Annotated in this window: 21 protein-coding genes, 3 pseudogenes and 1 riboswitch; of the genes and pseudogenes, 9 read left to right on the forward strand and 15 right to left on the reverse strand. The window is 61.3% G+C overall.

Going from position 1 to position 25,384, the window contains the following annotated elements:
* Window positions 1–10: 10 nt before the first annotated feature.
* Window positions 11–139, reverse strand: a riboswitch (S-adenosyl-L-homocysteine riboswitch).
* A gap of 98 nt (window positions 140–237) precedes the next feature.
* The 11 genes and pseudogenes from CK486_RS08260 to CK486_RS08310 all read right to left on the reverse strand — a co-directional run bounded on the left by CK486_RS08260 (window position 238) and on the right by CK486_RS08310 (window position 11,906).
* Window positions 238–1,308 (reverse strand): chemotaxis response regulator protein-glutamate methylesterase, encoded by a 1,071-nt coding sequence (locus CK486_RS08260; protein WP_095939812.1) that lies wholly within the window; start codon window positions 1,306–1,308, stop codon window positions 238–240.
* Window positions 1,309–1,316: 8 nt separating this feature from the next.
* Entirely contained in the window at window positions 1,317–1,925 is a 609-nt protein-coding gene (gene cheD, locus CK486_RS08265; protein ID WP_095939813.1) for a chemoreceptor glutamine deamidase CheD, read from the reverse strand.
* Complete coding sequence (locus tag CK486_RS08270) at window positions 1,922–2,764, reverse strand: CheR family methyltransferase (RefSeq protein ID WP_218192095.1); 843 nt, start codon at window positions 2,762–2,764, stop codon at window positions 1,922–1,924. Before CK486_RS08270 ends, cheD begins: the two co-directional genes overlap by 4 nt.
* Window positions 2,765–2,833: 69 nt before the next feature.
* Window positions 2,834–4,369: pseudogene (locus tag CK486_RS18275) on the reverse strand (methyl-accepting chemotaxis protein); the annotation flags it as partial.
* A 234-nt stretch (window positions 4,370–4,603) separates the two neighbouring features.
* Window positions 4,604–5,704, reverse strand: a pseudogene (locus CK486_RS18490) (PAS domain-containing protein); the annotation flags it as partial.
* On the reverse strand, window positions 5,685–6,173 hold the full coding sequence (locus CK486_RS08280; RefSeq protein ID WP_095939816.1) for a chemotaxis protein CheW: 489 nt from the start codon (window positions 6,171–6,173) through the stop codon (window positions 5,685–5,687). The pseudogene CK486_RS18490 and the gene CK486_RS08280, both read right to left, overlap by 20 nt.
* Window positions 6,157–8,237: pseudogene (locus tag CK486_RS18495) on the reverse strand (chemotaxis protein CheA). The gene CK486_RS08280 and the pseudogene CK486_RS18495 overlap by 17 nt, the downstream one beginning before the upstream one ends.
* A 27-nt stretch (window positions 8,238–8,264) precedes the next feature.
* Window positions 8,265–8,630, reverse strand: a complete 366-nt coding sequence (locus CK486_RS08295) for a response regulator (RefSeq protein WP_095939818.1) — start codon at window positions 8,628–8,630, stop codon at window positions 8,265–8,267.
* Window positions 8,631–8,657: 27 nt separating this feature from the next.
* Complete coding sequence (locus CK486_RS08300; protein WP_095939819.1) at window positions 8,658–10,388, reverse strand: fused response regulator/phosphatase; 1,731 nt, start codon at window positions 10,386–10,388, stop codon at window positions 8,658–8,660.
* 9 nt (window positions 10,389–10,397) lie between these two features.
* Window positions 10,398–10,688: an STAS domain-containing protein gene (locus CK486_RS08305; protein ID WP_095939820.1), complete on the reverse strand. Its 291-nt coding sequence runs from the start codon at window positions 10,686–10,688 to the stop codon at window positions 10,398–10,400.
* 9 nt (window positions 10,689–10,697) lie between these two features.
* Complete coding sequence (locus CK486_RS08310) at window positions 10,698–11,906, reverse strand: methyl-accepting chemotaxis protein (RefSeq protein ID WP_176481672.1); 1,209 nt, start codon at window positions 11,904–11,906, stop codon at window positions 10,698–10,700.
* Between the two features lie 147 nt (window positions 11,907–12,053).
* On the opposite strand from CK486_RS08310, the gene CK486_RS08315 reads away from it, so the two are divergent.
* Both CK486_RS08315 and CK486_RS08320 read left to right on the forward strand, forming a co-directional pair.
* Complete coding sequence (locus CK486_RS08315) at window positions 12,054–12,440, forward strand: MAPEG family protein (RefSeq protein ID WP_095939821.1); 387 nt, start codon at window positions 12,054–12,056, stop codon at window positions 12,438–12,440.
* Between the two features lie 60 nt (window positions 12,441–12,500).
* Window positions 12,501–12,950: a cytochrome c gene (locus CK486_RS08320; protein ID WP_095939822.1), complete on the forward strand. Its 450-nt coding sequence runs from the start codon at window positions 12,501–12,503 to the stop codon at window positions 12,948–12,950.
* Window positions 12,951–13,022: 72 nt separating this feature from the next.
* On the opposite strand, the gene metK is transcribed toward CK486_RS08320, so the two are convergent.
* From metK to CK486_RS08335, 3 genes are read right to left on the reverse strand one after another with little or no spacing between them, the layout of a single operon-like run.
* Complete coding sequence (metK, locus tag CK486_RS08325; protein WP_095939823.1) at window positions 13,023–14,213, reverse strand: methionine adenosyltransferase; 1,191 nt, start codon at window positions 14,211–14,213, stop codon at window positions 13,023–13,025.
* A 16-nt stretch (window positions 14,214–14,229) separates the two neighbouring features.
* Entirely contained in the window at window positions 14,230–15,225 is a 996-nt protein-coding gene (locus CK486_RS08330) for a metalloregulator ArsR/SmtB family transcription factor (RefSeq protein ID WP_095939824.1), read from the reverse strand.
* Between the two features lie 46 nt (window positions 15,226–15,271).
* Window positions 15,272–16,183 (reverse strand): LysR family transcriptional regulator, encoded by a 912-nt coding sequence (locus CK486_RS08335; protein WP_095939825.1) that lies wholly within the window; start codon window positions 16,181–16,183, stop codon window positions 15,272–15,274.
* Window positions 16,184–16,293: 110 nt separating this feature from the next.
* Here CK486_RS08335 and CK486_RS08340 point away from each other — a divergent pair, with 110 nt between their 5' ends.
* The 6 genes from CK486_RS08340 (at window position 16,294) to fba (ending at window position 23,339) form a co-directional block, all read left to right on the forward strand.
* A complete protein-coding gene (locus CK486_RS08340; protein WP_095939826.1) occupies window positions 16,294–17,406 on the forward strand; it encodes a TDT family transporter in 1,113 nt (370 codons plus the stop codon).
* Window positions 17,407–17,553: 147 nt separating this feature from the next.
* Entirely contained in the window at window positions 17,554–19,554 is a 2,001-nt protein-coding gene (tkt, locus tag CK486_RS08345) for a transketolase (protein ID WP_095939827.1), read from the forward strand.
* A gap of 51 nt (window positions 19,555–19,605) precedes the next feature.
* Window positions 19,606–20,697: an erythrose-4-phosphate dehydrogenase gene (gene epd, locus CK486_RS08350; RefSeq protein WP_095939828.1), complete on the forward strand. Its 1,092-nt coding sequence runs from the start codon at window positions 19,606–19,608 to the stop codon at window positions 20,695–20,697.
* Window positions 20,694–21,857 carry a phosphoglycerate kinase gene (locus CK486_RS08355; RefSeq protein WP_095939829.1) on the forward strand — a complete coding sequence of 388 codons (1,164 nt, stop codon included), beginning with the start codon at window positions 20,694–20,696 and terminating at the stop codon, window positions 21,855–21,857. The genes epd and CK486_RS08355 overlap by 4 nt, the downstream gene beginning before the upstream one ends.
* Window positions 21,858–21,880: 23 nt before the next feature.
* A complete protein-coding gene (locus CK486_RS08360) occupies window positions 21,881–22,204 on the forward strand; it encodes an MliC family protein (protein WP_095939830.1) in 324 nt (107 codons plus the stop codon).
* Window positions 22,205–22,274: 70 nt separating this feature from the next.
* Window positions 22,275–23,339: a class II fructose-bisphosphate aldolase gene (gene fba, locus CK486_RS08365; protein WP_095939831.1), complete on the forward strand. Its 1,065-nt coding sequence runs from the start codon at window positions 22,275–22,277 to the stop codon at window positions 23,337–23,339.
* 85 nt (window positions 23,340–23,424) lie between these two features.
* Here fba and CK486_RS08370 read toward each other — a convergent pair whose 3' ends face one another.
* Entirely contained in the window at window positions 23,425–24,384 is a 960-nt protein-coding gene (locus CK486_RS08370) for a carboxylesterase (RefSeq protein WP_095939832.1), read from the reverse strand.
* 126 nt (window positions 24,385–24,510) lie between these two features.
* On the opposite strand from CK486_RS08370, the gene CK486_RS08375 reads away from it, so the two are divergent.
* Window positions 24,511–25,017: a M48 family metallopeptidase gene (locus CK486_RS08375; RefSeq protein ID WP_095939833.1), complete on the forward strand. Its 507-nt coding sequence runs from the start codon at window positions 24,511–24,513 to the stop codon at window positions 25,015–25,017.
* Window positions 25,018–25,384: the final 367 nt, after the last annotated feature.

Here is a 25,384-nt window from a genome sequence, read left to right on the forward strand (position 1 = left end):
TCGTATGCAATGCGAATGGGCGCCGTTGGTGCGTTTGCAGGGCGGAGGCGGTAGCTTCCGGCAGCCTGGGGAACGCGCCCCGACCGAGCCTGACAGACCGGTGAAACCGGAGGGGTCTGCTGCAGCGCCCCTCGGTCGGGTGGCGGGAGCGTCGTCCGGGGGCCGGCCGACGCAAAAAACTCGGTGATTATAGCCGCGCGAACGGGCAAGCCCAAGGCTTTCCGTCGCCTGGTGCATTCAGACGCGGTTGCCGCCGCCGCGCTTCCTCACCTGTTGCATCAGGGCTTCGGCAATCTGCTCAAGGCTCAGCACTTCCTCGGCGCCGCCCAGCAGCACCGCTTCCCGGGGCATGCCGTACACCACGCAGCTCGCCTCATCCTGTGCCACGGTGTAGCCGCCGGCCTCGCGGATGGTCTTGAGGCCGATCGCACCATCCTTGCCCATGCCGGTCAGCAGCGCCGCGATGACGTTGCGCCCGGCGCACTTGGCCACGGATTCAAACATCGGGTCCACGGCCGGACGGTGCCGGTGCACCTGAGGCGCATCGGAAAGACGGGTGACATAGTTGGCGCCCGAACGTTCGACCAGCAGGTGATGGTCGCCGGGAGCGACGAAGGCATGCCCCGGCAGGATACGCTCGCCGCCCCTGGCCTCGATCACATGCAGGCGGCTGAGGCGATTGAGGCGCTCGGCAAAGGTGCGGGTGAAGCCCGGTGGCATGTGCTGGGTGATGACAATGCCGGGGCTGTCGGCCGGCATATCGATCAGAACATCCTTGATCGCTTCGGTGCCGCCGGTGGAGGCGCCGATGGCGATGATCTTCTCGGTACCGACGATCGGGCTGCGACTCTCACGGGGCGCCTTGTCGCTGCTGTCCATGGTTTTGCCGGCGGCCCGGGGTTTGCTCAGGCGGGCGCGGCTGGCCGCCTTGATCTTGTCGCGAATGTCGTCGGCATAGGCTTCCATGCCCTCGCGGATACCCAGCTTGGGCTTGGCGACGAAGTCCACCGCGCCCAGTTCCATGGCACGGAAGGTGGCTTCGGAACCGCTTTCGGTGAGTGAGGAGATCATCACCACCGGAGTTGGCCGCGCGTTCATCAGCTTTTCCAGGAAGGTCAGGCCATCCATGCGCGGCATTTCGATGTCGAGGGTGATGACGTCGGGGTTGAACTGCTTGATCAGGTCCCGTGCAACGTAGGCATCCGGCGCCTGGCCAACCAGTTGCAGCTCTGGGTCCTGCTGAATGATTTCCTTGAGCAGAGCGCGAATCAGCGCGGAATCGTCGACGATCAGAACCTTGATCGGCATGTTTGCTCCTAGAACAGATCGATTTCACCTGCTACGGGTGTGCGCTTGATGCGCAGGCTGTACTCCATCTCCCGGTCGAGCAGGGTGGTGTTGTGCAGTGATTTGATTTTTTTCAGCATGACCCGACCATTGGCAGGAAAGAAGTAGACTTTACGCGGATAAGTATCCATCAGGTCCTGAGCTACCACCGGGATGCTCTCTGTGTGCAAGTAGTCGAGTACAAACTCGGCGTTGCGTTTGCCCACGTTATTACTGCCGAAACCACGCAACACGCTGGCGCCGCCAAATACTTTGGCTTCCAGATGGCGCCGCTGAGCGCCAAGTTTGAGTAACTGGTTGATCAGGATCTCGATGGCATACACCCCATAGCGCGCCGAGCTGGATAGTGGGTTGCTTCCCTCTTCGGTATTGCCTGGCAGCATGAAGTGATTCATCCCGCCAATGCCGTTACTACAGTCGCGAAGACATACCGCGACGCACGAGCCTAGAACGGTCACGATTAGCAAGTCGCGTTGAGTGGCATAGTACTCACCCGGCTGGATTTTCACCGCTTCGCAGTGAAAGTGACGGTCGTAGTAGGTATTGGGTGCCAGCTCGCTGGTGTCGTTGTCGCTCATGGTGGGCAACTGCCTGGATAGGCTGGCTGGTAAATGGTTCTACCGATCAGTCGGACCAGATGAGTGGCCTGGACGAAGCTCTCCGAATGGCCAGCGAAGAACAGGCCATGTCTATGCAGCAGCTTAACCATTCGTTCAAGGAGCTGTTGCTGGGTCGACTTGTCGAAATAAATCATTACGTTGCGGCAGAAGATTACGTCCAGCCCCGGCTCGACTGGCCAGCGCGGATCGAGCAGGTTTATCTGCTGAAAATCGACGAGATCGCGCAGCTCATCACGGACCCGCACCATGCCCTCCTGGCGTCCTTTCCCTCGCAAGAAAAAGCGCTTCTTGCGAGCAATGGATAACTGTTCGACACGATTGAGGGGGTAGACCCCTTTGGCGGCTGTGCGCAGCACGCCAGTATCAATATCAGAGGCCATGATTCGCACCGGTGGGTGCAGGCTGTTAAAAGCCTCCATGGCGGTGATTGCCAGTGAATAGGGTTCCTCGCCTGTGCTCGCGGCTGAGCACCAGATTCGGATTGGGCCATTTGGTCTAGGATGCTGCTGCAGGTATTCCGCTAATGCCTCGAAGTGATGGTTTTCCCGGAAGAAGGAGGTGAGGTTCGTTGTCAGGGCGTTGACGAACTCCTGCCATTCGTCATCGCGCTGCTGCAGGTGGCTGAAATAGGCGCTGAAACTATCCAAGCCAAGCGCCCGCAGCCGTCGGGCCAGACGGCTGTAAACCATCTGATCCTTGCTCTCCGAGAGGCTGATGCCTGAGCGCTCATAGAGCAGACGGCGCACCTGCTGAAAGTCTTCGGCACGATACTGAAACTCGCGAACTTCTTCAGCCATGCCTACTCCCATGCTGGATTTCGAGCACAACCCCTTTGCCGCGGTTTAGCGACACCTGAATACGTCTTTTCAGAACTGCTCCCATTCATCGTCGTGGCTGCTGGCACGAGGTAGCGCCTGGCGTTGCGTCCGTTCATTACGCGACGAAGCGGTTGTGGTACGCGCGACTGCTGGAGCCACCAATGCTGGGCGTTGGTTGGTGTGATCAAACTTGAAAATGCCCACAGCTTCGGTCATTGCAGCAGCTTGATCTAGAAGAGACTCTGCCGCCGCGGCGGCTTGCTCCACCAAGGCAGCATTCTGTTGTGTCATTTCATCCATCTGGCTGACCGCACCGTTGACCTCTTCAATCCCCGTACTTTGCTCGGCAGAGGCAGCAGCGATTTCGGCCATGATGTCGGTGACGCGTTTGATGGCAGTGACGATCTCACTCATGGTCTTGCCAGCCTGAGCAACCAGAGTGTTGCCGGTCTCGACTTTGTCCACTGAGTCGGAGATCAGGGTTTTGATTTCCTTGGCAGCTGCGGCAGACCGCTGTGCCAGGTTGCGGACTTCCGCGGCTACCACGGCGAAGCCACGTCCTTGCTCCCCTGCTCGGGCTGCTTCGACCGCAGCATTGAGGGCTAGGATGTTTGTTTGGAAGGCAATGCCGTCGATGACCCCGATGATGTCGGAAATCTTGCGTGACGATTCATTGATCGACGACATGGTGAGCACGACTCGTTCAACCAACTGACCGCCATCGCTGGCCACTTCCGAGGCATTCATGGCGAGGGAGTTGGCTTGGCGTGCGTTGTCTGCATTGAGTTTCACGGTACTGGTCAACTCTTCCATACTCGATGCGGTTTCTTCGAGGCTGGAAGCCTGTTCTTCGGTGCGCGAGGACAGGTCGGTGTTGCCGACGGAAATCTCGTTGGCGGCTGTGTAGATGGTGTCAGCGCCCTCACGGATTTGTCCGAGCATGCGTGACAGACTGATCGCTGTTTCGTTGGCAAAATCCTTCAACTGGCCAAAAGTACCGTGATAGTCGTCGGTGATGCGTTGGGTCAGGTCACCCTGTGCCAGGGCACCGAGCATCCGCACCACATCCTGCAGTCCCTTGTCGGCCGTTTCCACCAACTGATTCAGACCCGTGGCGAGGTTGAGCAGGAAGCCATGTTTGTCGCGCAGGTCAAGGCGCTGACTGAAGTCGCCATTAGCGGCTGCGGTTACGACGCCTGCGACTTCGTGTTCAACTGCAACCTCCACTGTGCGGTCATTCCACTCGACTACGGAGCCGAGACGTTCCCCGCTGTCGCTGATGACTGGGTTGGCTGCCAGAGCGAAGGTGCGTCCGCCAACTTCGATCTGTGTCCGGTACGTGCTGGTGAAGGTAGCCAGCAGATGCTTCTGATGTTCTGGATTCTTGTGGAACTGATCAATCGAGCCGCCCAATAAGCGGCCTGCATCAAAGCTGGGGAGGACTTTACGTAGATCGCTCTCTGCGTTTTGCATCATCGCTTTGACGGTATGGTTCATGTAAATGATGTTGCGTTCGTTGTCAGCGATCATCACGTTGCTGCTGACATTGTCGAGGGCGATTTTGATCCGTGCGTTTTCGGCAGCCAGAGCTAGCTCACGCTCACGCACTGCCAGTTCGGCAGTCATGTCCTTCCACTCGACTACGGTGCCGATCCGTTTGCCGTTATCGAGGATTGGATTGACGATCAGGTCGAAGGTGCGGCCGCCGATGACCAGGCGGGTCTGATAGGTCTGTTGCAGGCGATCGAGCATGCTGCGTTGATGTGAAGGGTTCTTGTGGAAAATGTCGATGTTGCTGCCAAGGATGCTGTCTGCATTGAAATTCGGTAGCTGGGCGCGCAGGTCGCTTTCAGCGGTGTGGAACATCTTCTGCAACGCATTGTTGGTATAGATGATGTTGTAGCCAGCATCGGCAACCATGATGTTGGTCGCGGCCACATCGAGTGCCTGGCGGATGCGCATGCTGGCCTGGGCGTTGCGCTTGGTATCGGCGAACTCAAAGCCGAGACGGGTCTGCAGGCGTTTCAAAGCCAGGCGCATTTGTGCCAGTTGATCATGCCCACTGGCTTCGACGACGCCATCAAAGTTGGCCTGAGCGAAGCGCTCGAGATGCTCGCTGGCATTTTCTAGTGACTGGCTTAGCGTGCTGCTTAGGCGCAGGCCGCCTATCAGGGTCAACAACAGCACAACGACCGGAATGGATAGCAGCGCCAGTGAGCCACTGCTAGCTGCTGCAGCTGCCGCGGTGGTTGCCAGCGCGCTGCCAAGCCCGAGAAGGGCAAATTTTCCGCCGAGGCTGAAGCGTTCAGTCAGGCTCACCGCGCTATGCACCAAGCCACTTTTGACTCCCTTACCTTCGCGGATTTCCCAGCCTTTGGCTTTGCCGTCACGGAACAGTTGATACAAGTGTTCGGCAGCCTGTACCTGTTCGCGGCTAGGTCGGGTGCGAACCGACATGTAACCAACTACCGAGTTGCCTTCTCGGATTGGCGTGGCGTTGGCCAGTACCCAGTAGAACCCTCCATCCTTGCAGCGGTTCTTGACCATGCCGGTCCACGGGCGACCTGCCTTGAGTGTTGCCCACAGGTCGGCGAACGCTGCCTCGGGCATATCTGGGTGGCGCACGATATTGTGTGGTTCACCGATCAGTTCGGCTTCGGTAAAACCGCTGGCCTCAAGGAAATCGTCGTTGACGAAGGTGATACGCCCCTTCAAGTCGGTGCGCGAGACGATGGTCATGCCGTCGCGCAGGACGAATTCCTGATTGGTGATTGGCAGGTTGGTACGCATGTGTGCTCCTTGGCTCAGGCCGAGAAAACGACAGGGCAGGCGCGGCACGGCCGGACTGCTGGCAAGTGCGCTGGGGTAAGGCTTTGGGTGTTGTAGGCAGTACGTATGCTCATGTTTCGCTGCCCTCATTGAGCAGTGCCATTTCCTGGCTGCTCATCAATTGCTCGATGTTGACCAGAATCAGCATGCGCTCCTCAACGGTAGCCAGACCCATTAGGTACTGGGTGTCGAAGCTGCCACCAAATTCCGGGGCAGGCTTGATCTCGTTGGGTGTCAGGGCCAGTACGTCGGAAACCGAATCCACCACAATGCCGACGATACGGTTGAGCACGTTGAGAATGATCACCACGGTGAAAGGATCGTAGGTCACCGAAGGCAAATTGAATTTGATGCGCAGGTCTACGATCGGCACGATGGCGCCGCGAAGATTGATTACACCTTTGATAAATGCCGGGCTGTTGGCAATCGCCGTGACTTGATCGTAGCCGCGGATTTCCTGCACTCGCAGGATGTCGATGGCGTATTCCTCGCTACCTAGGGTAAAGGTGAGGAACTCCTGCACCGGCTCGCTGCTGTTGTTGTCACTCGCAGGATTCATTGACTAGCTCTCCATGACTGGCCAGGCGCGGCAGTGCGTCGACGTCGAGAATCAGGGCGACGCTGCCATCACCCATGATGGTGGCGCCGGTGATGCCGTCGATGCGGCGGAAATTCTGTTCCAGGCTCTTGATCACGACCTGCTGCTGGCCGATCAGGTCGTCAACCAGCAGGGCAAACTTGCGCCCTTCGGCTTCGAGGATCAGCACAATGGCCTCCCACGGCGCGGGCGGTTCGCCTTCCAGGTTGAGCAGGCGATGCAAGCTGAGTAGGGTCAGGTATTCGCCGCGCACGCGGATCACCGTGCGCTGGCTGCCACGCATGCTGCGAATGTCATCGACCTTGGGTTGCAGTGACTCGATGATGTACGTCAGCGGAATCACGTAGTGCACTGTACCTGCCGCGACGATCATGCCGTCGAGGATGGCAAGGGTCAGTGGCAGGCGAATGGTGATGCGGGTGCCGTGGCCGGCCAGTGACTCGATGTCGATGCGGCCGCCGATGGCGGAGATGTTGCGTCGTACCACATCCATGCCGACGCCGCGGCCGGACAGGTCGGTGACCACTTCGGCGGTGGAGAAGCCGGGCATGAAGATCAGCTGCCAGACTTCGCTGTCGGGCATGTCGTCGCTGACCGTCATGCCCTGTTCGCGGGCCTTGGCGAGGATCTTTTCGCGGGCCAGGCCTTTGCCGTCGTCATTGATCTCGACCACGATGCGGCCGCCCTGGTGAAAGGCGGACAGCCGTACGGTGCCGTGCTCGGGCTTGCCCGCGGCGAGGCGCTCGGCCGGCATCTCTATGCCGTGGTCGACGCTGTTGCGGATGATGTGGGTGAGCGGGTCGGTGAGCTTCTCGATCACGCCCTTATCCAGCTCGGTGTGCTCGCCCTGGAGGATCAGTTCGACCTTCTTGCCCAGCTTGCTGGCGGTGTCGCGCACGACTCGTGGGAAGCGGTTGAAGATAAAACTGATTGGCAGCATGCGGATCGACATCACCGACTCTTGCAGCTCGCGAGTGTTGTGCTCCAGCTGACTGAGGGCTTGGTTGATCTTCTCGAAAACTGCCGGATCGAGGCCGGCCGTCAGTTGGGCGAGCATGGCTTGGGTTATGACCAGCTCGCCCACCTGATTGATGAGGCTATCGATTTTTTCCACGCTGACACGGATTGAACTGGACTCATTGTCACCTGCTGGTCGTGGTGAGGTCGGCATACTGCCGGAGGCTCGTCGATCGGTGCTGCGTCGGTCGCCACTGCGACGCTCTTCCATCGGAGCATTGGGGCTGCTGAGCGGCGCCGTAACAACTGAGGGGGCTTGGGCATTGGTAGCTTCCGGGCTGCCGGGTGCTTGGCATAGAGACCATAGCTAGGTGTTTCCACGACCATTTCAGCAGTCTCGACAGGAGCTCCTGGCTGCTCATCGAAGAAACCGAAGGACTCATCTTTCGCTACGGTTGCCACTTCGCCAAACAGGCCATACGCCTCTGCTTGAACGGAGGCATTTGGGCTACCTGGCTGTTCCTCGAAGAAGCCAAATGCGTCCTCGCTGGCTGTGGTCGTGTGTGTTGATCCCGGTGTGTCGTCAAAGAAGCCAAATACTTCATCTTCGCTCTGGGTTGGCTCGGCAGTGAACAGACCATAGGCGCCATCCTCTGCAACACCTGCATGCGTCTCAGATTGGCTATCGATGAGGGCCTGCAGGCGGGCCACGGTGCTTTCCACCGGAATGCTTGGGTCGACACTTTGATACTTGTGGCAGGCCAGCAGTTGAGCCAGTACATCGCGTGCCTGGAGAAAAACGTCGATCATCTCGCTACGTAGAGCAATCTGGTCGCTGCGGATCTTGTCGAGCAGGGTTTCCAGAACATGGGTGACGGCCGTCAGGTCGTCGAAACCGAACATGCCGCTGGAGCCTTTGATTGAATGAGCAGCACGGAAAATGCCGTTTAATGCCTCGCGATCGGGCCTGCTGACGTCCAATGTCAGCAGCAGGTGTTCGAGATTGGCCAGGTGTTCCTCGGCCTCCTCGAAGAACACCTCGAGAAATTGCTCCATGCCAGCATTCATGATGATCTGCCTGTGCGGGGCTGCGGATTAGGGGAGCACCTTTTTGGTAACTTCCAGCAGCTTAGGCGGATCGAACGGTTTGACCAGCCAGCCTGTTGCTCCAGCGGCTCGTCCCTGTTGCTTCATGGCATCGCTGGATTCCGTGGTCAGCATGAGAATCGGTGTGCTGCGGTAAGTGGGTAGGCCGCGCAGACTCTTGATCAGGGTCAAGCCGTCCATGTTGGGCATGTTTTGGTCGGTAAAGACCAGTTGGTAGGCCTTACGCTGGGCTTTGCCCAGGCCGTCTTTGCCGTCTACAGCTTCATCCACTTCATAACCGGCTGCGCGCAGGGTGAATCCCAGCATCTGGCGAATCGACGCCGAATCATCGACGATCAGGATGGACTTGCTCATTGCACTGCTTCTCCCTCATAACCTTAGCTAATTCCTTTCTGCGGCTCCTGCCGCCTCTTGGCTCCAGCGTAGTTCAGCAATTACCTGATTGCCGTTGCCGAGAAACTCCAGGCGCGAACATATCTGTCTCAGCAACATCAACCCGCGACCGTGATAGCTCACGGTGTCGTTTCGTTTGCTATCGGGGTCCAGTCGGTGAAATGCGAAACCGGGGCCGCTGTCGCTGACCTTGATCGTCAGGCAGTTACCGCTAAGGTCATGGTGCTGACTGATGTCTAGACGTATTTCGCCTTCACGGAGCTCTTGCAGACGTTCGCTGCGTAGCTGGAAGTAGCGCTCAAATCCGTCCATTTCTCGCTTGAGACTGGAGTCAAGCCCCAGCAGGCCGTGATCTAGAGCGTTGCACAGCAACTCTCGCAAGATCAGGCTGAATGCGCCCTGGCGTGATTCGTCGAGCCCTAGGACCTGGCAAAAGTTGCTGATCAGTGGCTCAAGATCAAGGCGCTGGAGTTGTGGCGCTGTCAGTAGCAGCTGCAGGCTCCATTTATCGGCTGTTTGCGGACTGTTTGGTTCACTACTTTGCTGGGGGGGCTGATTGTCGGCGCTGAGATTCTTGCAAAGCAGTTGCAGATAAGAGACGTCGTCATGTGCCGGTTGTTTGCCGAGGTGATCATCTAGGCTGGTTCGTAGTTTGACGAGCCGCTCTTCGGGACGGCATTGCAATACATCTTGTAATCGCTGTTTGCCAAAGGCCTCGCCGGTTGCATTCTCGGCTTCTATCAGGCCATCGGAATACATGAACAGCTGTGTGTCTTCCTCAGGAAGCTTGAAGGCTTCTACTTCACGGCTGAATAAGTCGTTTCCCACAATGCCCAGTGGCAGATTCTGTGAGCGGAAGCGCCATAGCACTTGCCCGCTGCTGTTTAAAAGCAATGCCGGTGGAATACCCCCGTTCCATACCTCCAGGATGCCTTCGCGTGGCCTGTAGCAGGCGGCGATGGTGGCGACAAAGCGATCGGAAGGGCTGTGAGCGCGATGTTGCAAGTTCAGTTCGTGAACAATGGTACTGAGTTGGAATCCCTTGGCGGCCATGGCGTAGAAGGTCTGCGATAGCGGAATAAGGGATAGTGCCGCGGGTAGTCCGTGGCCGGTGGCGTCAGCCAGCATCACGTATATATCTTTGCTGCGTGAGGTACAGACCAGCAGTAGGTCACCGGAAACCACGCTTGCGGGTTGTAAATGGTGCTGGATCAGGGGATTTTCCAGTTGCTCGCGTCGCACCAATCGCTCCATGAGGAAGTTACTGATGCGCTTTTCTTCAGCCTCAAGATTGGCGTAGTGCAGTAACTCATCGTGCTGACGAGCAATCTGTTGCTGCATGTCTGCAATGCGCCAGAAGGCGTTGATCTTGGCTTCAAGGATGCTGAAGTTAATTGGCTTGGCGAGAAAGTCATCACAGCCTGAGTTTAGAGCCAGCACTTGCTCATCAATGTTGCTTGCTCCAGAGAGCATGATGATGGGGCGCCAACCGCTTTGCTCCTGCAATGTGCGCAGCTGGTGTGTGGTCTCCAGTCCGTCCATGCCGGGCATGATGCGGTCTACCAGTACAAGATCGAAATCGCTTTCCTGATAGCTGCGGATGGCTTCGATCCCCCCAGTCGCATGTACGCACTGGTGGCCTAGGCGCTTGGCAAAAGCACTGATGGTCAGACCAATCAGTGGATCGTCATCGACGGCAAGAATCTGCAGTGGGCGCATTTTGAGCGCTTAGCGAATGGTGAAAATTTTCTGGAAATTAGCGATCTCCAGTACTTCCTTCGCTGTTCCCTGCAGGTTGTGCAGTTCGACCTGCTTGTTCAGGCTGGTAGCGCGATCACGTAGCAGCAGAAGTATGCCCAGCGCTGCCGAGTCGATGTATTGCACATCTTTCATATCGACAACCAACAAGCGTACGACGGGGCTTTCCAGAGCCGCCTCATAGGCATTGCGAAAGTCGCGAAAACTGTTGAAGTCGAAGCGGGTGGCGGGACGCAGTGAAACCGTGCTTTCGCTAGTCATAGACAGTCCTCAGAACAGATCGATATCGCCAGCCGTCATGCTTGACTGGGCGACGGGGTTATGGGGTTGAAGCTTGAGCTCGTCGCTTGCTTTGCGCAGTTCCTGTAGCTGTAGCTCGCTATTGCCGTGGGGCAGTGAGCCAAGCTCTCGGGCGAACAGTGACAGTTGCTGGCAATGTTTACGCATCAGTCCCAGCAATTGGCTGCTCATATCTTGGAACTGCAGAGCGGTAATAGCCCTATTGACCATTTGACCAACATCCTGAGATAGCTGATTCAGATCGGTCACTACGCCAAGAGTGTGGTTATTGAGGTTGTCCAGGCTGCTGAGCATGTGTTCCACCTGACGCTTGGAGGCCAAGGGAGAGGACATGTCACGCGCGGCCAGTTGGCTGACCGAGTTGTCTGCAGCCTTCAAATCGTTATAAACCTCATTGACGTGACCTCGGATAGCTTCTGAGAACAACGTGGATCGGTTGGATAGTGCGCGGACTTCGTCGGCGACCACGGCAAATCCTCGTCCAGCCTCACCAGCTCGAGCGGCTTCGATCGCGGCGTTAAGGGCCAGCAGATTGGTCTGCTTGGCAATTGCATCCATGTCGGTAGTGGATTGCAGAATCAGTCCAATTTTTTGAGTGATGCGCTCCATTAGCTCGACCAGCTCGATTGAGATACGGCTGGTTTCCACTGTGGCCTCGACAAAAACCGACAGAGTGTTTTGAGTGGTTTCAACGAAGGCATGGAAGCCACTGATGTGGTTGTCGGGCTTCTCGCTGTTATGGCTGTAGCGCTCGATAAGCGACGCGGCCAATGCATGCTGTTCGTCTAGGTTGCGGGATAGCCCATGGAAAGTCTGGGATATCTCACTGATTGCACTGCTGAGTAAGCCTTCGACTTTGCCAATTTCTGAATCCAGCATGTCGCTGTGGCCTTTGAGCGCGTTAGCTGCGGGGATCAGCTCCGAAACCGGGAGGGGGGCTACTTGGAGGGGCTCGGTCACAGGGCTGGCCTTGCTGGGGGAGATCCACAGCAGCATTGCTGTGCTACTAAGCAGTCCCAGGCCGACGACCAGCCAGCCCGGTAATTGCAGCCACATCAGTAAGGCTGCTAGCAACCAAGGCAGTGTCTGCATGAGCAGGCGCTGGGCGGTAAACGTGGCGGGGAAAGTCGAGCCGTGCATGCCAACTCCCTTGATGGCTGGATCGTCAGTGTTGTTCATGCCTCCTGACACCTCACTGATCTTAGTCAACGCTTAGCTGTCGTGCGTATTGGCTCGGGCGCAAATTGCGGCGGCAGGCTGGTCATCGACACTATCGGCGTGCTCCGGGCATGCTTGAAACTCAATTCCACGTTACGGAGCGTTGCGATGACCCTGGCTTACTGGTGTGTGTTGGTGGCAATCCTTTTGCCCTATCTGTGCACGGCAACGGCAAAATTCACCGGCGGTGATTACGGCCCCCGGGCCAACAGTGATCCGCGTGCCTTCCTGGCCGGGTTGGAAGGCTGGCGCAAGCGGGCCAGCAACGCTCAGTTGAATGGTTTCGAAGTAACACCCGCTTTCGCAGCCGCAGTCATCATCGCCCATCAGGCCGGTGGTGCCGGGCAGGCGCTGTTGGATCAGCTGGCACTGGCCTTCGTCGTCAGCCGACTGCTGTACTTCGTCTGCTACCTGGCTGACTGGGGACCGCTGCGTTCGCTGGTGTGGATGGTTGGCATGGGGCTGATCGTCAGTCTGTTCGTGGTGTCGGCCTAGCTGCGTTGGCGGGCGCCGATCCAGTACACTGGCGCCCGTTTTCAACCGGGTGTTGTATCGATGAAACCGTCCAAGCTGCTGTTGCTGTGTTCTGCTGTGTTGTTGCTAAGCGCCTGTGGTGGCGTGGATCCCGACTCGCCCATGGGCAAGCGGCAGACTCTGTTCAAGGAAATGCTCAAGACCAGCGAAGACCTTGGCGGCATGCTGCGTGGGCGTTTGCCCTTCGACGAGACGCGCTTTGCGGCCGGTGCCGAGCAGCTCGACAAACTGTCGCGCCAGCCCTGGCAGCATTTCCCGCAGGTGCGTGACGAGGGTGACAGCCGGGCCAAGGACGAGGTCTGGCAGCGTCAGGAGCGCTTCCAGCAACTGGCCCGTCAGCTGGAGAGTGACACCGCTTTGTTGCGTGAGCTGAGCCGGCAAAAGCCTTTGGATCCCAAGACCGTTGAGCCCGCGGTGAAAAAAGTCGAAGACAGCTGCCGCGCCTGCCATGACGAGTTTCGTGCGTACTGATCGAGGTCCTGCATAAGTCTTGCGTGCAACAAAAAGCCCCGCCGAAGCAGGGCTTTTTGCATTTCGCGGGGCTTACAGGCCGGCCGCGGCACGCAGGGCCTCGACCTTGTTGGTCTGCTCCCAGGTGAAGGTGGTGAAGCTGTCGTCGCCGACGGTCTTCTGCTGAGGGGTACGGCCGAAGTGACCGTAGGCCGCGGTGGCCTGGTACATCGGGTGCAGCAGATCCAGCATCCTGGTGATGGCGTACGGACGCAGGTCGAAGACTTCGCGCACCAGCTGGATGATCTTGTCTTCGGCAATCTTGTGGGTGCCGAAGGTGTTGATCGAGATGGAGGTCGGCTGGGCCACGCCGATGGCATAGGACACCTGAATCTCGCAGCGGTCGGCCAGACCGGCGGCGACGATGTTCTTGGCCACGTAGCGGCCGGCGTAGGCGGCCGAACGGTCAACCTTGGACGGGTCCTTGCCGGAGAAGGCACCGCCGCCGTGACGGGCCATGCCGCCGTAGGAGTCGACGATGATCTTGCGGCCGGTCAGACCGCAGTCGCCCACCGGGCCGCCGATCACGAAGTTGCCGGTCGGGTTGATGTGGAACTGGGTGTCCTTGTGCAGCAGTTCGGCTGGCAGGGTGTGCTTGACGATCAGCTCCATCACCGCTTCACGCAGGTCGGCCAGCGACACTTCCGGGTTGTGCTGGGTGGACAGCACCACGGCGTCGATGCCGACGACCTTGCCGTTCTCGTAACGGCAGGTGACCTGGGACTTGGCGTCCGGACGCAGCCACGGCAGCAGGCCGGACTTGCGCGCTTCGGCCTGGCGCTCGACCAGACGGTGCGACAGTACGATGGGGGCCGGCATCAGCACGTCGGTCTCGTTGCTGGCATAGCCGAACATCAGGCCCTGGTCGCCGGCGCCCTGGTCTTCCGGCTTGGCGCGGTCCACGCCCTGAGCGATGTCCACCGACTGCTTGCCGATGATGTTCAGTACACCGCAGGTGGCGCCGTCAAAGCCGACTTCGGAGCTGGTGTAGCCGATGTCGCAGATGACGTCGCGGACGATCTGCTCCAGATCAACCCAGGCGCTGGTGGTGACTTCACCGGCGACGATGGCCACGCCGGTCTTGACCAGCGTCTCCACGGCCACACGGGCGTGCTTGTCCTTGGCGATGATGGCGTCGAGCACCGCATCGGAAATCTGGTCGGCGATCTTGTCCGGATGGCCTTCGGACACGGATTCGGAGGTAAACAGGGAGTATTCGCTCATTTCTTCTAGGTCCTGATCAGTCCTGGGGGTGCTTCGCATCCGGCTTGGCAAAGTGCCGAACCTGAATCTGAAAGCCGTTCTTGAGACCCACATAGAGGCTTTCGCCGGGCGTGAGCCCTGCGGCATCGGCCCAGCGGGCCAGATCTTCTTGCTCAAAGCCCAGCCAGAGATCGCCACAGGCTTCCCGGGCCCAGCTCTGGTTGTGGCTGCATAACTCGGTAATCAGCAGGCTGCCGCCGTTTTTGAGCAGCGGGGTCAGCTGGCGCATGGCCTCGGCCGGCGCGGCGAAATGGTGCAGCACCATGTTCAGCACCACGCAGTCGGCCGGCGCCTGGGGTGTCTGCAGGGCGTCGGCCAGCTGCAGGTGAACATTGCCCAGACCCTCGCGCACGCAGCGTTCACGCGCCAGCTCGAGCATGGCCGGGCTGTTGTCCAGGGCGGTGACGCTGGCAAAGCGCCGTGCCAGTTCCGGCAGGAAGGAGCCGTCACCGGGGCCGACTTCCAGTGCCGTGGCATCGGCCGGAAAGTTCAGCGCATCGAGCAGAGTCAGCAGGCTGTCGCGGTATTGCGGCAGGCCGGCAATCAGGTCCTGCTGGGCCTGGAAGTTGACGGCCATGCGCGCAAAGAACTCACGACTGGCCTCGGCGCGCTGGCCGTGGACGGTGGCGATGCGTGCCTGCAGCTCCTCTGTCAGGGGCAGGGCATCGACTTCCTGCAGCAGCGCGGCGTGCAGGCTGCCGCCGAGCTGGTCGCTCTGGGCCAGGGCGCGGCGGTAGAAGATCGCGTTGCCTTCGCGGCGGGTGGCCACGAGGCCGGCCTGGGCCAGCACCTTGAGGTGGTGGCTCATGCCCGACTGACCGGTGGCGAAGATCTGCGCCAGTTCCAGCACGCCGAACGAGTCGTTGGCCAGCACGCGCAGAATATTCAGGCGCAGCGGATCACCGGCGGCCTTGCACAGGGCCGCCAGTTCGTCGACTGGCTCGCTGCGGAGCTGGGGGGCGGGCAGGTTCATAGTGGGTGCAGTCTAGTCGGCACTATTTGCCTCGGCAAGGGCTGTATCAAAAAGTTTTGATATAGCCCTTGCGGTTGGCCAGGGCATGCCGCACCTGATCCAGCAAGGCCTGGGCGGCGGGGCTGAGGCTGCGCTCGCGCCGCCACAGGGCGTGCAGGTCGCGCTGGATGTGCAGGTCATCGACTGCCAGGCGCACCAGTTCGCCGCTGCGCAGTTCATCCTCCATGGCCAGTTCGGAGATCCAGGCGATACCGCGGCCGCCCAGCAGACTGCGCTTGAGCGCCACGCTGTTGCCCAGCGCCAGCGCCACCTTGGGTGTCAGGCCGTGGGCCTGGTAGACCTGTTCCAGTGTGCTGCGGGTGCCCGAGCCTTCTTCGCGCAGATACAGCTCCGCCTCGGCCAGCTCGGCTGCGCTCAGGCGGGAGCGGCTGGCCAGTGGATGGCGCGGGCTGCTCACCGGTAGCAGGGCATCGCTGCCCAGTAGCTGGTAGTTGTAAGCCTCGCGGGTGAAGGGGCCTTCGATGAAGGCCAGGGAGCAGTCGCCACTGTCCAGCGCGCGCAGGCTGCTGGCGGTGTTGCCGATCTGCAGGCTGATGCTCAGGCCCGGATGCTGTTGCCTGAACTCGGCGATCAGGCCGGGTAGCAGGTAGCTGCCCAGGGTGGCGCTGGCGCACAGGCGCAGCTCACCGGCGCCGAGACTGGCGAACTCGGCCAGGTCGCGTTCGGCAGCCTGTTCCAGCGCGAAGATGCGCTCGGCATAGGGCAGTAGGCGCTGGCCGGCTTCGGTGAGGCTGACGCCGCGGGTCTGGCGGTCGAACAGGGGCAGCTGCAGGCGGCCTTCCAGTTCGCGGATCTCGCGGGTCACGGCCGGCTGGCTGATGAACAGGCGCGCCGCGCCGCCGCTGATGCTGCCGGTCTGGGCGACGGCGAGAAAGACCTTGAGGTGGTGCAGATTCATAAATGAAAGGCATGCCTTGTATCTTTTATATGTATTTTACCTATAGCACGCCGATCCCTAGCCTGACAGTCATCGTCCTGACACGGACATCGCTTTTGCTGGAGGCTGTCATGCCCAGACCCTTTACCCGTTTGCACGAGCCGTGGGCTTTCGTGCGCCACTTCACTCCCAACTGGTTCGCCATGACCATGGGTACCGGCGTGATGGCGCTGGTACTGGCGGCACTGCCCTGGGATTTCCCTGCGCGGTTGTTGCTCGCCGAGGCAGTCTGGGGGCTGGCGCTGTTGCTGTTCGCTCTGTTTACCCTGCTGTTCACGGCGCGCCTGCTGCTGTTCCGCGACACCGTCCGGCCGATGCTGGAGCATCCGGTGCAGTCGATGTTCCTCGGCGCCATCCCCATGGGGCTGGTGCCGATCATCAACGGTTTGCCACTGTTTCTTGGCGAGGCGGCCGTGCCTCTGGCACATGCCCTGTGGTGGCTGGATGTGGCGCTGGCGCTGGGTGCGGCCTTCGGCGTGCCGTACCTGATGTTCACTCGCCAGCAGCATGCGCTGGAGCGTCTGACCGGCGTCTGGCTGCTGCCGATCGTGGCACCTGGCGTGGCGGCGGGTGCCGCAGGCCTGCTGGCACCCCATCTGCCGGCGGCCGCGGCGCAGTTGGTGGTGATCGTCGGCTATGTGCTGTGGGGGTTGTCGCTGAGCCTGGCCGTTGGCCTGATTACGTTGGTATTGCTGCGTCTGGCCCTGCACAAACTGCCGGACACCGATTTCGCCGCTACCTCGTGGCTGCCGCTGGGGCCGCTGGCGACCGGCTGCCTCGGTCTGCTGACGCTGGGGCAAGCGGCACCTCAAGCCTGGCAGGGCACGCCGCTGGCGGGCATGGCTGAACTGGCCCAGCAGTTGGGGCTGGTTGGCGGACTGGCGCTCTGGGGCGCCGGGTTGTGGTGGCTGGTGGCCGCCAGCCTGTTTACCCATCACTACATCCGCCGCGAACTGCCGTTCAATCTGGGGTGGTGGGGCTTCACCTTCCCGCTGGGGGTATTCACCCTGGCCACGCTGGCGCTGTACCGCCAGTTCGGGGTGGAGTTGTTCGGGCTGTTTGGTGTTGTGCTGGCGGTCAAGCTGGCGCTGATCTGGCAGCTGGTGCTGCGTCGTACCCTGCAGGGACTCTGGCATGGCGAGTTGTTCCGGGCGCCTTGCCTGGCCACTCAGGCCTGCCGCTGAGCGCAGTTTGTGAGGGAAGCAGGGCGCTTGATGGGATCAATCTGCTGCCCCGCGACCATCTGTCATTGCCCCTGAGGGCCTGGCTGGGCGAAAATGTCCGCCTTTTTTCGACCCTTGCTGCCCAGCCAGCCTCTCAGGAGATCAGCGATGCCCAGCCGTCGTGACCGTGCCAATGCCATCCGCGCCCTCAGCATGGATGCCGTGCAGAAAGCCAACAGCGGCCACCCGGGCGCCCCCATGGGTATGGCGGATATCGCCGAAGTACTGTGGCGCGACCATCTCAAGCACAACCCGCAGAACCCGCAGTGGGCTGACCGTGACCGCTTCGTACTGTCCAACGGCCACGGCTCGATGCTGATCTACTCGCTGCTGCACCTTACCGGCTACGACCTGTCGATCGACGATCTGAAGAACTTCCGTCAGCTGCACAGCAAAACCCCGGGCCACCCGGAGTACGGCTACACCCCGGGCGTTGAGACCACCACTGGTCCGCTGGGTCAGGGCATTGCCAATGCCGTGGGCTTCGCCATCGCCGAGAAAGTGCTGGGCGCGCAGTTCAACCGCCCCGGCCACAGCATCGTCGACCACCACACCTACGTGTTCCTGGGCGATGGCTGCATGATGGAAGGCATCAGCCATGAAGTCTGCTCGCTCGCCGGCACCCTCGGTCTGGGCAAGCTGATCGCCTTCTACGACGACAACGGCATCTCCATCGACGGTGAAGTGCACGGCTGGTTCACCGACGATACCCCGGCGCGCTTCGAAGCCTACGGCTGGCAGGTGATCCGCAATGTCGACGGCCACGATGCCGAGGAAATCCAGACCGCGCTCAAGACCGCGCGCGCCGAGACCGAGCGCCCGACCCTGATCTGCTGCAAGACCGTGATCGGCTTCGGCTCGCCCAATAAGGGTGGCAAGGAAGAGTGCCACGGTGCGCCGCTGGGCAACGACGAAATCGCCCTGACCCGCGCCAAGCTGGGCTGGAGCCATGGCCCGTTTGAGATCCCGGCCGACATCTATGCCGAGTGGGACGCCAAAGCCGCCGGCGCCGCCAACGAGGCCGAGTGGAACCAGCGCTTCGCCGCCTACGCCGCTGCCCATCCGGAACTGGCTGCCGAGTTCAAGCGCCGCATGGCTGGCGAGCTGCCGGCTGACTTTGCCGAGAAGGCCGCTGCCTATGTCGCCGAAGTGGCTGCCAAGGGCGAAACCATCGCCAGCCGCAAGGCCAGCCAGAACACACTCAATGCCTTCGGCCCGCTGCTGCCGGAATTCCTCGGCGGCTCCGCCGATCTCGCCGGCTCCAACCTGACCCTGTGGAAGGGCTGCAAGGGCGTGGAAGCAGGCGACGCGGCCGGCAACTACCTGTTCTACGGCGTGCGCGAGTTCGGCATGAGCGCCATCATGAACGGCGTGGCCCTGCACGGTGGTTTCATCCCCTACGGCGCGACCTTCCTGATCTTCATGGAATACGCCCGCAACGCCGTGCGCATGTCCGCCCTGATGAAGCAGCGCGTGCTGTACGTGTTCACCCACGACTCCATCGGTCTCGGTGAAGACGGCCCGACTCACCAGCCGATCGAGCAGCTGGCCAGCCTGCGCGGCACGCCGAACCTGGACACCTGGCGCCCGGCCGATGCCGTGGAGTCCGCCGTGGCCTGGAAGTACGCCATCGAGCGCGCCGACGGTCCGTCCGCGCTGATCTTCAGCCGCCAGAATCTGCCGCACCAGGCCCGCGATGCCCAGCAACTGGCCGATATCGCCCGCGGTGCCTACGTCCTCAAGGACTGCGATGGCGAGCCGGAGCTGATCCTGATCGCCACCGGTTCGGAAGTCGGCCTGGCCGTGCAGGCTTTCGAGAAGCTGAGCGAGCAGGGCAAGAAGGTCCGCGTTGTCTCCATGCCGTCGACCTCCGTGTTCGATCAGCAGGACGCCGCCTACAAGCAGGCCGTACTGCCGCTGCAGGTTGGCGCGCGCATCGCCATCGAGGCATCGCATGCCGACTACTGGTACAAGTACGTTGGTCTGGAAGGCCGCATCATCGGCATGACCACCTTCGGTGAGTCGGCGCCGGCGCCGGCGCTGTTCGAAGAGTTCGGCTTCACCGTCGAAAACGTCATCGCCACGGCCGAAGAGCTGCTGGACGCCTGATGAGCACAGGCCCCTGCCGTCAGTGCAGGGGCCGGTTGCCGCGAGAATCCCATGGCCAATGCCCGTCCCTACCGCATCGCCCTCAACGGCTATGGCCGTATCGGTCGCTGCGTGCTGCGCGCCCTGCATGAGCGCGGTGCGGCGGGTGGTCTGGAAATCGTGGCGCTGAACGACCTGGCCGATCAGGCCAGCATCGAATACCTGACCCGCTTCGACTCTACCCATGGCCGTTTTCCCGGCGCGGTGGAGGTGGACGGCGATTGCCTGCACATCAATGGCGACTGCGTGAAGGTGCTGCGGCACAGCACGCCGGAAGCCATCGACTGGGCGGCGCTGGATATCGACCTGGTGCTGGAATGCTCCGGCGTGTACCACAGCCGTGCCGATGCCGAGCGCTTCATCAACGCCGGCGCTCCACGTGTGCTGTTCTCCCAGCCGATGAGCAGCGAGGCGGATATCGACGCCACCGTGGTCTACGGCGTCAACCAGCAATGCCTGAGCGGCACCGAGCAACTGGTGTCGAACGCCTCCTGCACCACCAATTGCGGTGTGCCGCTGCTCAAGCTGCTCAACGAGACGGTGGGGATCGAGTTCGTCTCCATCACCACCATCCACTCGGCGATGAACGACCAGCCGGTGATCGATGCTTATCACCACGAAGACCTGCGCCGCACGCGTTCGGCCTTCCAGTCGGTAATCCCGGTGTCGACCGGTCTGGCGCGGGGCATCGAGCGCCTGCTGCCGGAGCTTTCCGGGCGCATTCAGGCCAAGGCCATCCGCGTGCCGACAGTGAATGTGTCGTGCCTCGACATCACCCTGCAGATGGCCCGCGACACCACGGCCCAGGAGATCAACCAGCTGCTGCGCGAGGCTGCCCAGAGCGGGCCGCTCAAGGGGCTGCTGGCCTATACCGAGTTGCCGCACGCCAGCTGCGACTTCAACCACGACCCCCATTCCGCCATCGTCGATGGCAGCCAGACCCGCGTGTCCGGCCCGCGCCTGGTCAATCTGCTGGCCTGGTTCGACAACGAATGGGGCTTTGCCAACCGTATGCTTGACGTCGCGGCTCACTGGCTCGACGTTGCTGCCTGCTCCACCGAACAGAAAGCCATCACCAGCCCAGCTGAAGGACTGATTCCATGACTGTTTTGAAGATGACCGACCTCGACCTCGCCGGTAAGCGCGTACTGATCCGCGAAGACCTCAACGTGCCGGTAAAGGACGGCGTGGTGAAGAGCGATGCACGTATCGTCGCTTCGCTGCCGACCATCAAGCTGGCGCTGGAAAAGGGCGCGGCGGTCATGGTCTGCTCCCACCTGGGTCGTCCGACCGAGGGCGAATACTCCGAAGAGAACAGCCTGGCGCCGGTCGCTGCCTACCTGTCCAAGGCCCTGGGCCGTGACGTGCCGCTGGTCAAGGACTACCTTGGCGGCGTTTCGATGGCGGCCGGTGAAATCGTTCTGTTCGAGAACGTGCGCTTCAACAAGGGCGAGAAGAAGAACGCCGACGAGCTGGCTCAGCAGTACGCTGCCCTGTGCGATGTGTTCGTCATGGACGCCTTCGGTACTGCTCACCGTGCCGAGGGTTCGACCCATGGCGTGGCCAAGTTCGCCAAGGTTGCCTGTGCCGGTCCGCTGCTGGCGGCCGAACTGGAGGCTCTGGGCAAGGCCCTGGGTAATCCGGCCAAGCCGATGGCGGCCATCGTCGCCGGCTCCAAGGTGTCGACCAAGCTGGACGTGCTGAACAGCCTGAGCCAGATCTGCGATCAGCTGATCGTCGGTGGCGGCATCGCCAACACCTTCCTCGCCGCCGCCGGTTTCCCGGTTGGCAAGTCGCTGTACGAAGCTGATCTGGTCGACACCGCCAAGGCCATTGCTGCCAAGGTCAGCGTGCCGCTGCCGGTGGATGTGGTGGTGGCCAAGGCCTTTGCCGAAGACGCCGAAGCGACCGTCAAGCTGGTTGCTGATGTGGCCGAGGACGACATGATCCTCGACATCGGCCCGCAGACTGCTGCGCAGTTCGCCGAGCTGCTCAAGGCTTCCAAGACTATTCTGTGGAACGGCCCGGTCGGCGTGTTCGAGTTCGACCAGTTCGGTAACGGCACCAAGGCGCTGGCCCAGGCCATCGCCGAGAGCCCGGCATTCTCCATTGCCGGCGGTGGCGACACCCTGGCGGCCATCGACAAGTACGGCGTGGCCGAGCAGATCAGCTACATCTCCACCGGCGGCGGTGCTTTCCTCGAGTTCGTCGAGGGCAAGGTGCTGCCGGCCGTAGCTGTGCTCGAACAGCGCGCTAAGGCCTGATGGGCCAAACCTGGGAGCACGCTATGCGTCTTTATGGAGTGACTCTGACCTTGTTGGCCCTGCTCGGTGGCTGTGTTAGCCAGCCGGGCGGCGCGCCCTGGACCCACTGGGTCTGCGACGGTGATATCGACCTGCACTGGCGCCATGTGGATGGCGCAGCCGATCAGGTGGAAGTCCGCCTGGAGGCCACTGAGCGGGTCTACCAGCTAAACCGCCAGGAGGTGGGCAGCGGGACTTTCTATACCGACGGTCAGCTGGCGTTCCACAGCAAGGGCAAGCAGGGCCTGGTGTACTGGGCGCAGACCGACGAACTGATCGGCCGTGGCTGCAAGGCTCCCGGCAAATAACTTGAACCGAGCCTGCCGCTGCGGCAGGCTTGCACACGATTAACGACCCCCATCGGGAGACTGGAAACTCATGGCACTTATCAGCATGCGCCAGATGCTGGATCACGCCGCCGAATTCGGCTACGGCGTACCGGCTTTCAACGTCAACAACCTCGAGCAGATGCGCGCCATCATGGAAGCGGCCGACAAGACCGATTCCCCGGTGATCGTCCAGGCTTCCGCCGGTGCCCGCAAATATGCCGGTGCCCCGTTCCTGCGCCACCTGATCCTGGCCGCCATCGAAGAATTCCCGCATATCCCGGTGTGCATGCACCAGGACCACGGCACCAGCCCGGACGTGTGCCAGCGCTCCATCCAGCTAGGCTTCAGCTCGGTCATGATGGACGGCTCGCTGAAGGAAGACGGCAAGACTCCGGCCGACTACGACTACAACGTGCGCGTCACCCAGCAGACCGTGGCCTTCGCTCATGCCTGCGGTGTGTCCGTGGAAGGCGAACTGGGCTGCCTGGGCAGCCTGGAAACCGGTATGGCCGGTGAAGAAGACGGCGTTGGCGCAGAAGGCGTGCTGGACCACAGCCAGCTGCTGACCGATCCGGAAGAAGCCGCAGCTTTCGTCAAGGCGACTCAGGTGGATGCCCTGGCGATTGCCATCGGCACCAGCCATGGCGCTTACAAGTTCACCAAGCCGCCGACCGGTGACGTGCTCTCCATCGAGCGCATCAAGGAAATCCACAAGCGCATCCCCAACACCCATCTGGTGATGCACGGTTCCTCCTCGGTACCGCAGGAGTGGCTGGCGATCATCAATCAGTACGGTGGCGACATCAAAGAGACCTACGGCGTGCCGGTCGAAGAGATCGTCGAAGGCATCAAGCACGGCGTGCGCAAGGTCAATATCGATACCGACCTGCGTCTGGCCTCCACCGGTGCCATCCGCCGCATGATGGCCGAGCATCCGAGCGAGTTCGACCCGCGCAAGTTCTTCGCCAAGACCATCGACGCCATGCGCGACATCTGCATCGCCCGCTACGAAGCCTTTGGCACCGCCGGCAACGCTTCCAAGATCAAGCCGATCTCTCTGGAAGGTATGTTCAAGCGCTACGCCAGTGGCGAGCTGGCCGCCAAGGTCAACTAAGCCTGGTGCTGTGGGCTGCTCCGGCAGCCCGCTGATGAAGAAAAAGCCCGCGTTGATCGCGGGCTTTTTCATGTCTGACCGGCACTCAGGGCGTAGGCAGCTGCTGCACGAAGGCGGCAATCTGCGCCTGAATCGCCGCGGTGTCATCGGGCGCGAGAATGCGTCCGGCCAGCACATGATGGGACGGGTCCTGGCTTTCCGGCCGGGCGATCAGCTGCTTGCGCGGGCTGCCGAGGCGGGCAAAGGCGGCTTCCGCGGCTTGTGCTGAGACCACCTGATCGTTGGGCGAGTAGATCATCAGGGTCGGTATGCGAATGTCCTGCATGGGCAGATCGTTGACATGCCTGACCAGGGCCATCATCGGGAACAGGGCCTGGGTCGGGTAGTGGTGATTCCAGTAGCGCGCCTGCTCGGGATTGCGCGGTTTCCAGACATGCTCGGCCGGCAGCACCCAGGGCAGCACCTGTTGCGCCCACGGCCAGGTGAGCAGCGTGGCCATCGGGTCGCGCGGGGAAAAGTTCGGCGAAATCAGCACCAGAGCGGCGAGGTCCGGCTGCCGGCTGGCCAGCCAGGTACCCAGGGTACCGCCGGTGGAGACACCGAGCACGATGACCCGCTTGCCCAGTCGCTGGCCAATCGCCAATGCTTCCTGGGCATCTTGCAGCCAGTCGCGCACGCTGGGTTCACCCATGGCCTGCGGGCTGCGCCCGTGGCCGCTCAGGCGGGTGACGAACAGATTGGCCCCCAGCTGGCGGGCCAGGTCTTCGCTCAGGGGCGCCGTCTCCTGGCGGCTGGCGGAAAAGCCATGCAGGTAGACCAGCGCCAGATCGGTCTGCCGGCGGTCGGCATGGGCCCAGATGATCTGTTTTTGTGTGCCGGGCACCAGATCGCTGAAGCGGGCTTCGCTCTGCGCCAGGTAGGCGTCCAGATCAGCGGGCAGCGCCGGTTGTGCCGGCGGCGCTTCGACTGGAACGCGCGGGCCGCTGGCCAGCAGCAGGCCGAGAAGGGAGAGACAGAGCAGGGTCCAGCGCAGCGTCTTGGGCATGGTCTTAGGGATAGCAGGACGGGGGTGCCAGTGTGCTCAACTCCAGCGCTGCTGCCAATCCTGGTGCTGGGCGCTCGTCAGTCATGCCGCGTAAAATCGCGGCATCCCGCCTTCGGAGTGTTGTGCATGCCGCTGCGTTATCTGCGCGCCTATCCCCCCGCCTTGCAGGAGCAGGTCCGCCGTCTGCTGGAGCAGGGCAAGCTCGGCGATTACCTGCAGCAGCGCTACCCGGAGCAGCATGCGGTGCAGAGCGACAAGGCGCTGTACGCCTACACGATGGCACTCAAGCAGGAGTACCTGCGCAACGCGCCGGGTCTGGACAAGGTGCTGTATGACAGCAAGCTGGATGTGGTCAAACATGCCCTCGGCCTGCACACCGCCGTGTCGCGGGTGCAGGGTGGCAAGCTCAGGGCAAAGAAGGAGATCCGCATCGCCGGGCTGTTTCGCGAGGCCGCGCCGGAGTTCCTGAGGATGATTGTGGTCCACGAGCTGGCACACCTGCGCGAGTTCGAGCACAACAAGGCGTTCTATCAGCTGTGTGAGCACATGCTGCCGGGTTATCACCAGCTGGAGTTCGACCTGCGCGTCTACCTGACCTGGCGCGACGCGCAACCGCCTATCCGACCAGCGTGACTGGTTGTGGGGCAGGCAGCGGATTGGTCTGAATCAGAGCGCGTGCTTCTCGTCGGCCGGGTATGGACAAGTCTGATCCCACACATCAGTAGCCGGCAGCGTGAACGACGGGTCAGCTTTGGTGATCGGTTATCTCTGTTGTTGGATGTGCGCTTGCTGCTGGAGTACCGTCAAGGTCATCATCCGGGTTGCCTCAGCCTTACTTGTGCCGCGACTGCGTGGAAAGGCCAATAGCCTGGCCCGAGTCCCATTATCAGCGAGGCTGGTTTCGCCACTGGTTGTGCATTTGCTCCATCAGCTGGATTTTGAGGCATGACTGCTGGGCGAGCAGCTTTGGCTGTCACTGGTCACCGTTTCAGTAGTCCTG

It is taken from the genome of Pseudomonas sp. HAR-UPW-AIA-41 (assembly GCF_002304225.1).
GTDB lineage: Bacteria > Pseudomonadota > Gammaproteobacteria > Pseudomonadales > Pseudomonadaceae > Aquipseudomonas.

Bases quoted from the DNA above. Each gene is read 5' to 3' on its own strand.
- CK486_RS08260 (WP_095939812.1), bottom strand. From the start codon at position 1,308: ATGCCGATCAAGGTTCTGATCGTCGACGATTCCGCGCTGATTCGCGCT.
- cheD (WP_095939813.1), bottom strand. From the start codon at position 1,925: ATGAGCGACAACGACACCAGCGAGCTGGCACCCAATACCTACTACGAC.
- CK486_RS08270 (WP_218192095.1), bottom strand. From the start codon at position 2,764: ATGGCTGAAGAAGTTCGCGAGTTTCAGTATCGTGCCGAAGACTTTCAG.
- CK486_RS08280 (WP_095939816.1), bottom strand. From the start codon at position 6,173: ATGAATCCTGCGAGTGACAACAACAGCAGCGAGCCGGTGCAGGAGTTC.
- CK486_RS08295 (WP_095939818.1), bottom strand. From the start codon at position 8,630: ATGAGCAAGTCCATCCTGATCGTCGATGATTCGGCGTCGATTCGCCAG.
- CK486_RS08300 (WP_095939819.1), bottom strand. From the start codon at position 10,388: ATGCGCCCACTGCAGATTCTTGCCGTCGATGACGATCCACTGATTGGT.
- CK486_RS08305 (WP_095939820.1), bottom strand. From the start codon at position 10,688: ATGACTAGCGAAAGCACGGTTTCACTGCGTCCCGCCACCCGCTTCGAC.
- CK486_RS08310 (WP_176481672.1), bottom strand. From the start codon at position 11,906: ATGAACAACACTGACGATCCAGCCATCAAGGGAGTTGGCATGCACGGC.
- CK486_RS08315 (WP_095939821.1), top strand. From the start codon at position 12,054: ATGACCCTGGCTTACTGGTGTGTGTTGGTGGCAATCCTTTTGCCCTAT.
- CK486_RS08320 (WP_095939822.1), top strand. From the start codon at position 12,501: ATGAAACCGTCCAAGCTGCTGTTGCTGTGTTCTGCTGTGTTGTTGCTA.
- metK (WP_095939823.1), bottom strand. From the start codon at position 14,213: ATGAGCGAATACTCCCTGTTTACCTCCGAATCCGTGTCCGAAGGCCAT.
- CK486_RS08330 (WP_095939824.1), bottom strand. From the start codon at position 15,225: ATGAACCTGCCCGCCCCCCAGCTCCGCAGCGAGCCAGTCGACGAACTG.
- CK486_RS08335 (WP_095939825.1), bottom strand. From the start codon at position 16,183: ATGAATCTGCACCACCTCAAGGTCTTTCTCGCCGTCGCCCAGACCGGC.
- CK486_RS08340 (WP_095939826.1), top strand. From the start codon at position 16,294: ATGCCCAGACCCTTTACCCGTTTGCACGAGCCGTGGGCTTTCGTGCGC.
- tkt (WP_095939827.1), top strand. From the start codon at position 17,554: ATGCCCAGCCGTCGTGACCGTGCCAATGCCATCCGCGCCCTCAGCATG.
- epd (WP_095939828.1), top strand. From the start codon at position 19,606: ATGGCCAATGCCCGTCCCTACCGCATCGCCCTCAACGGCTATGGCCGT.
- CK486_RS08355 (WP_095939829.1), top strand. From the start codon at position 20,694: ATGACTGTTTTGAAGATGACCGACCTCGACCTCGCCGGTAAGCGCGTA.
- CK486_RS08360 (WP_095939830.1), top strand. From the start codon at position 21,881: ATGCGTCTTTATGGAGTGACTCTGACCTTGTTGGCCCTGCTCGGTGGC.
- fba (WP_095939831.1), top strand. From the start codon at position 22,275: ATGGCACTTATCAGCATGCGCCAGATGCTGGATCACGCCGCCGAATTC.
- CK486_RS08370 (WP_095939832.1), bottom strand. From the start codon at position 24,384: ATGCCCAAGACGCTGCGCTGGACCCTGCTCTGTCTCTCCCTTCTCGGC.
- CK486_RS08375 (WP_095939833.1), top strand. From the start codon at position 24,511: ATGCCGCTGCGTTATCTGCGCGCCTATCCCCCCGCCTTGCAGGAGCAG.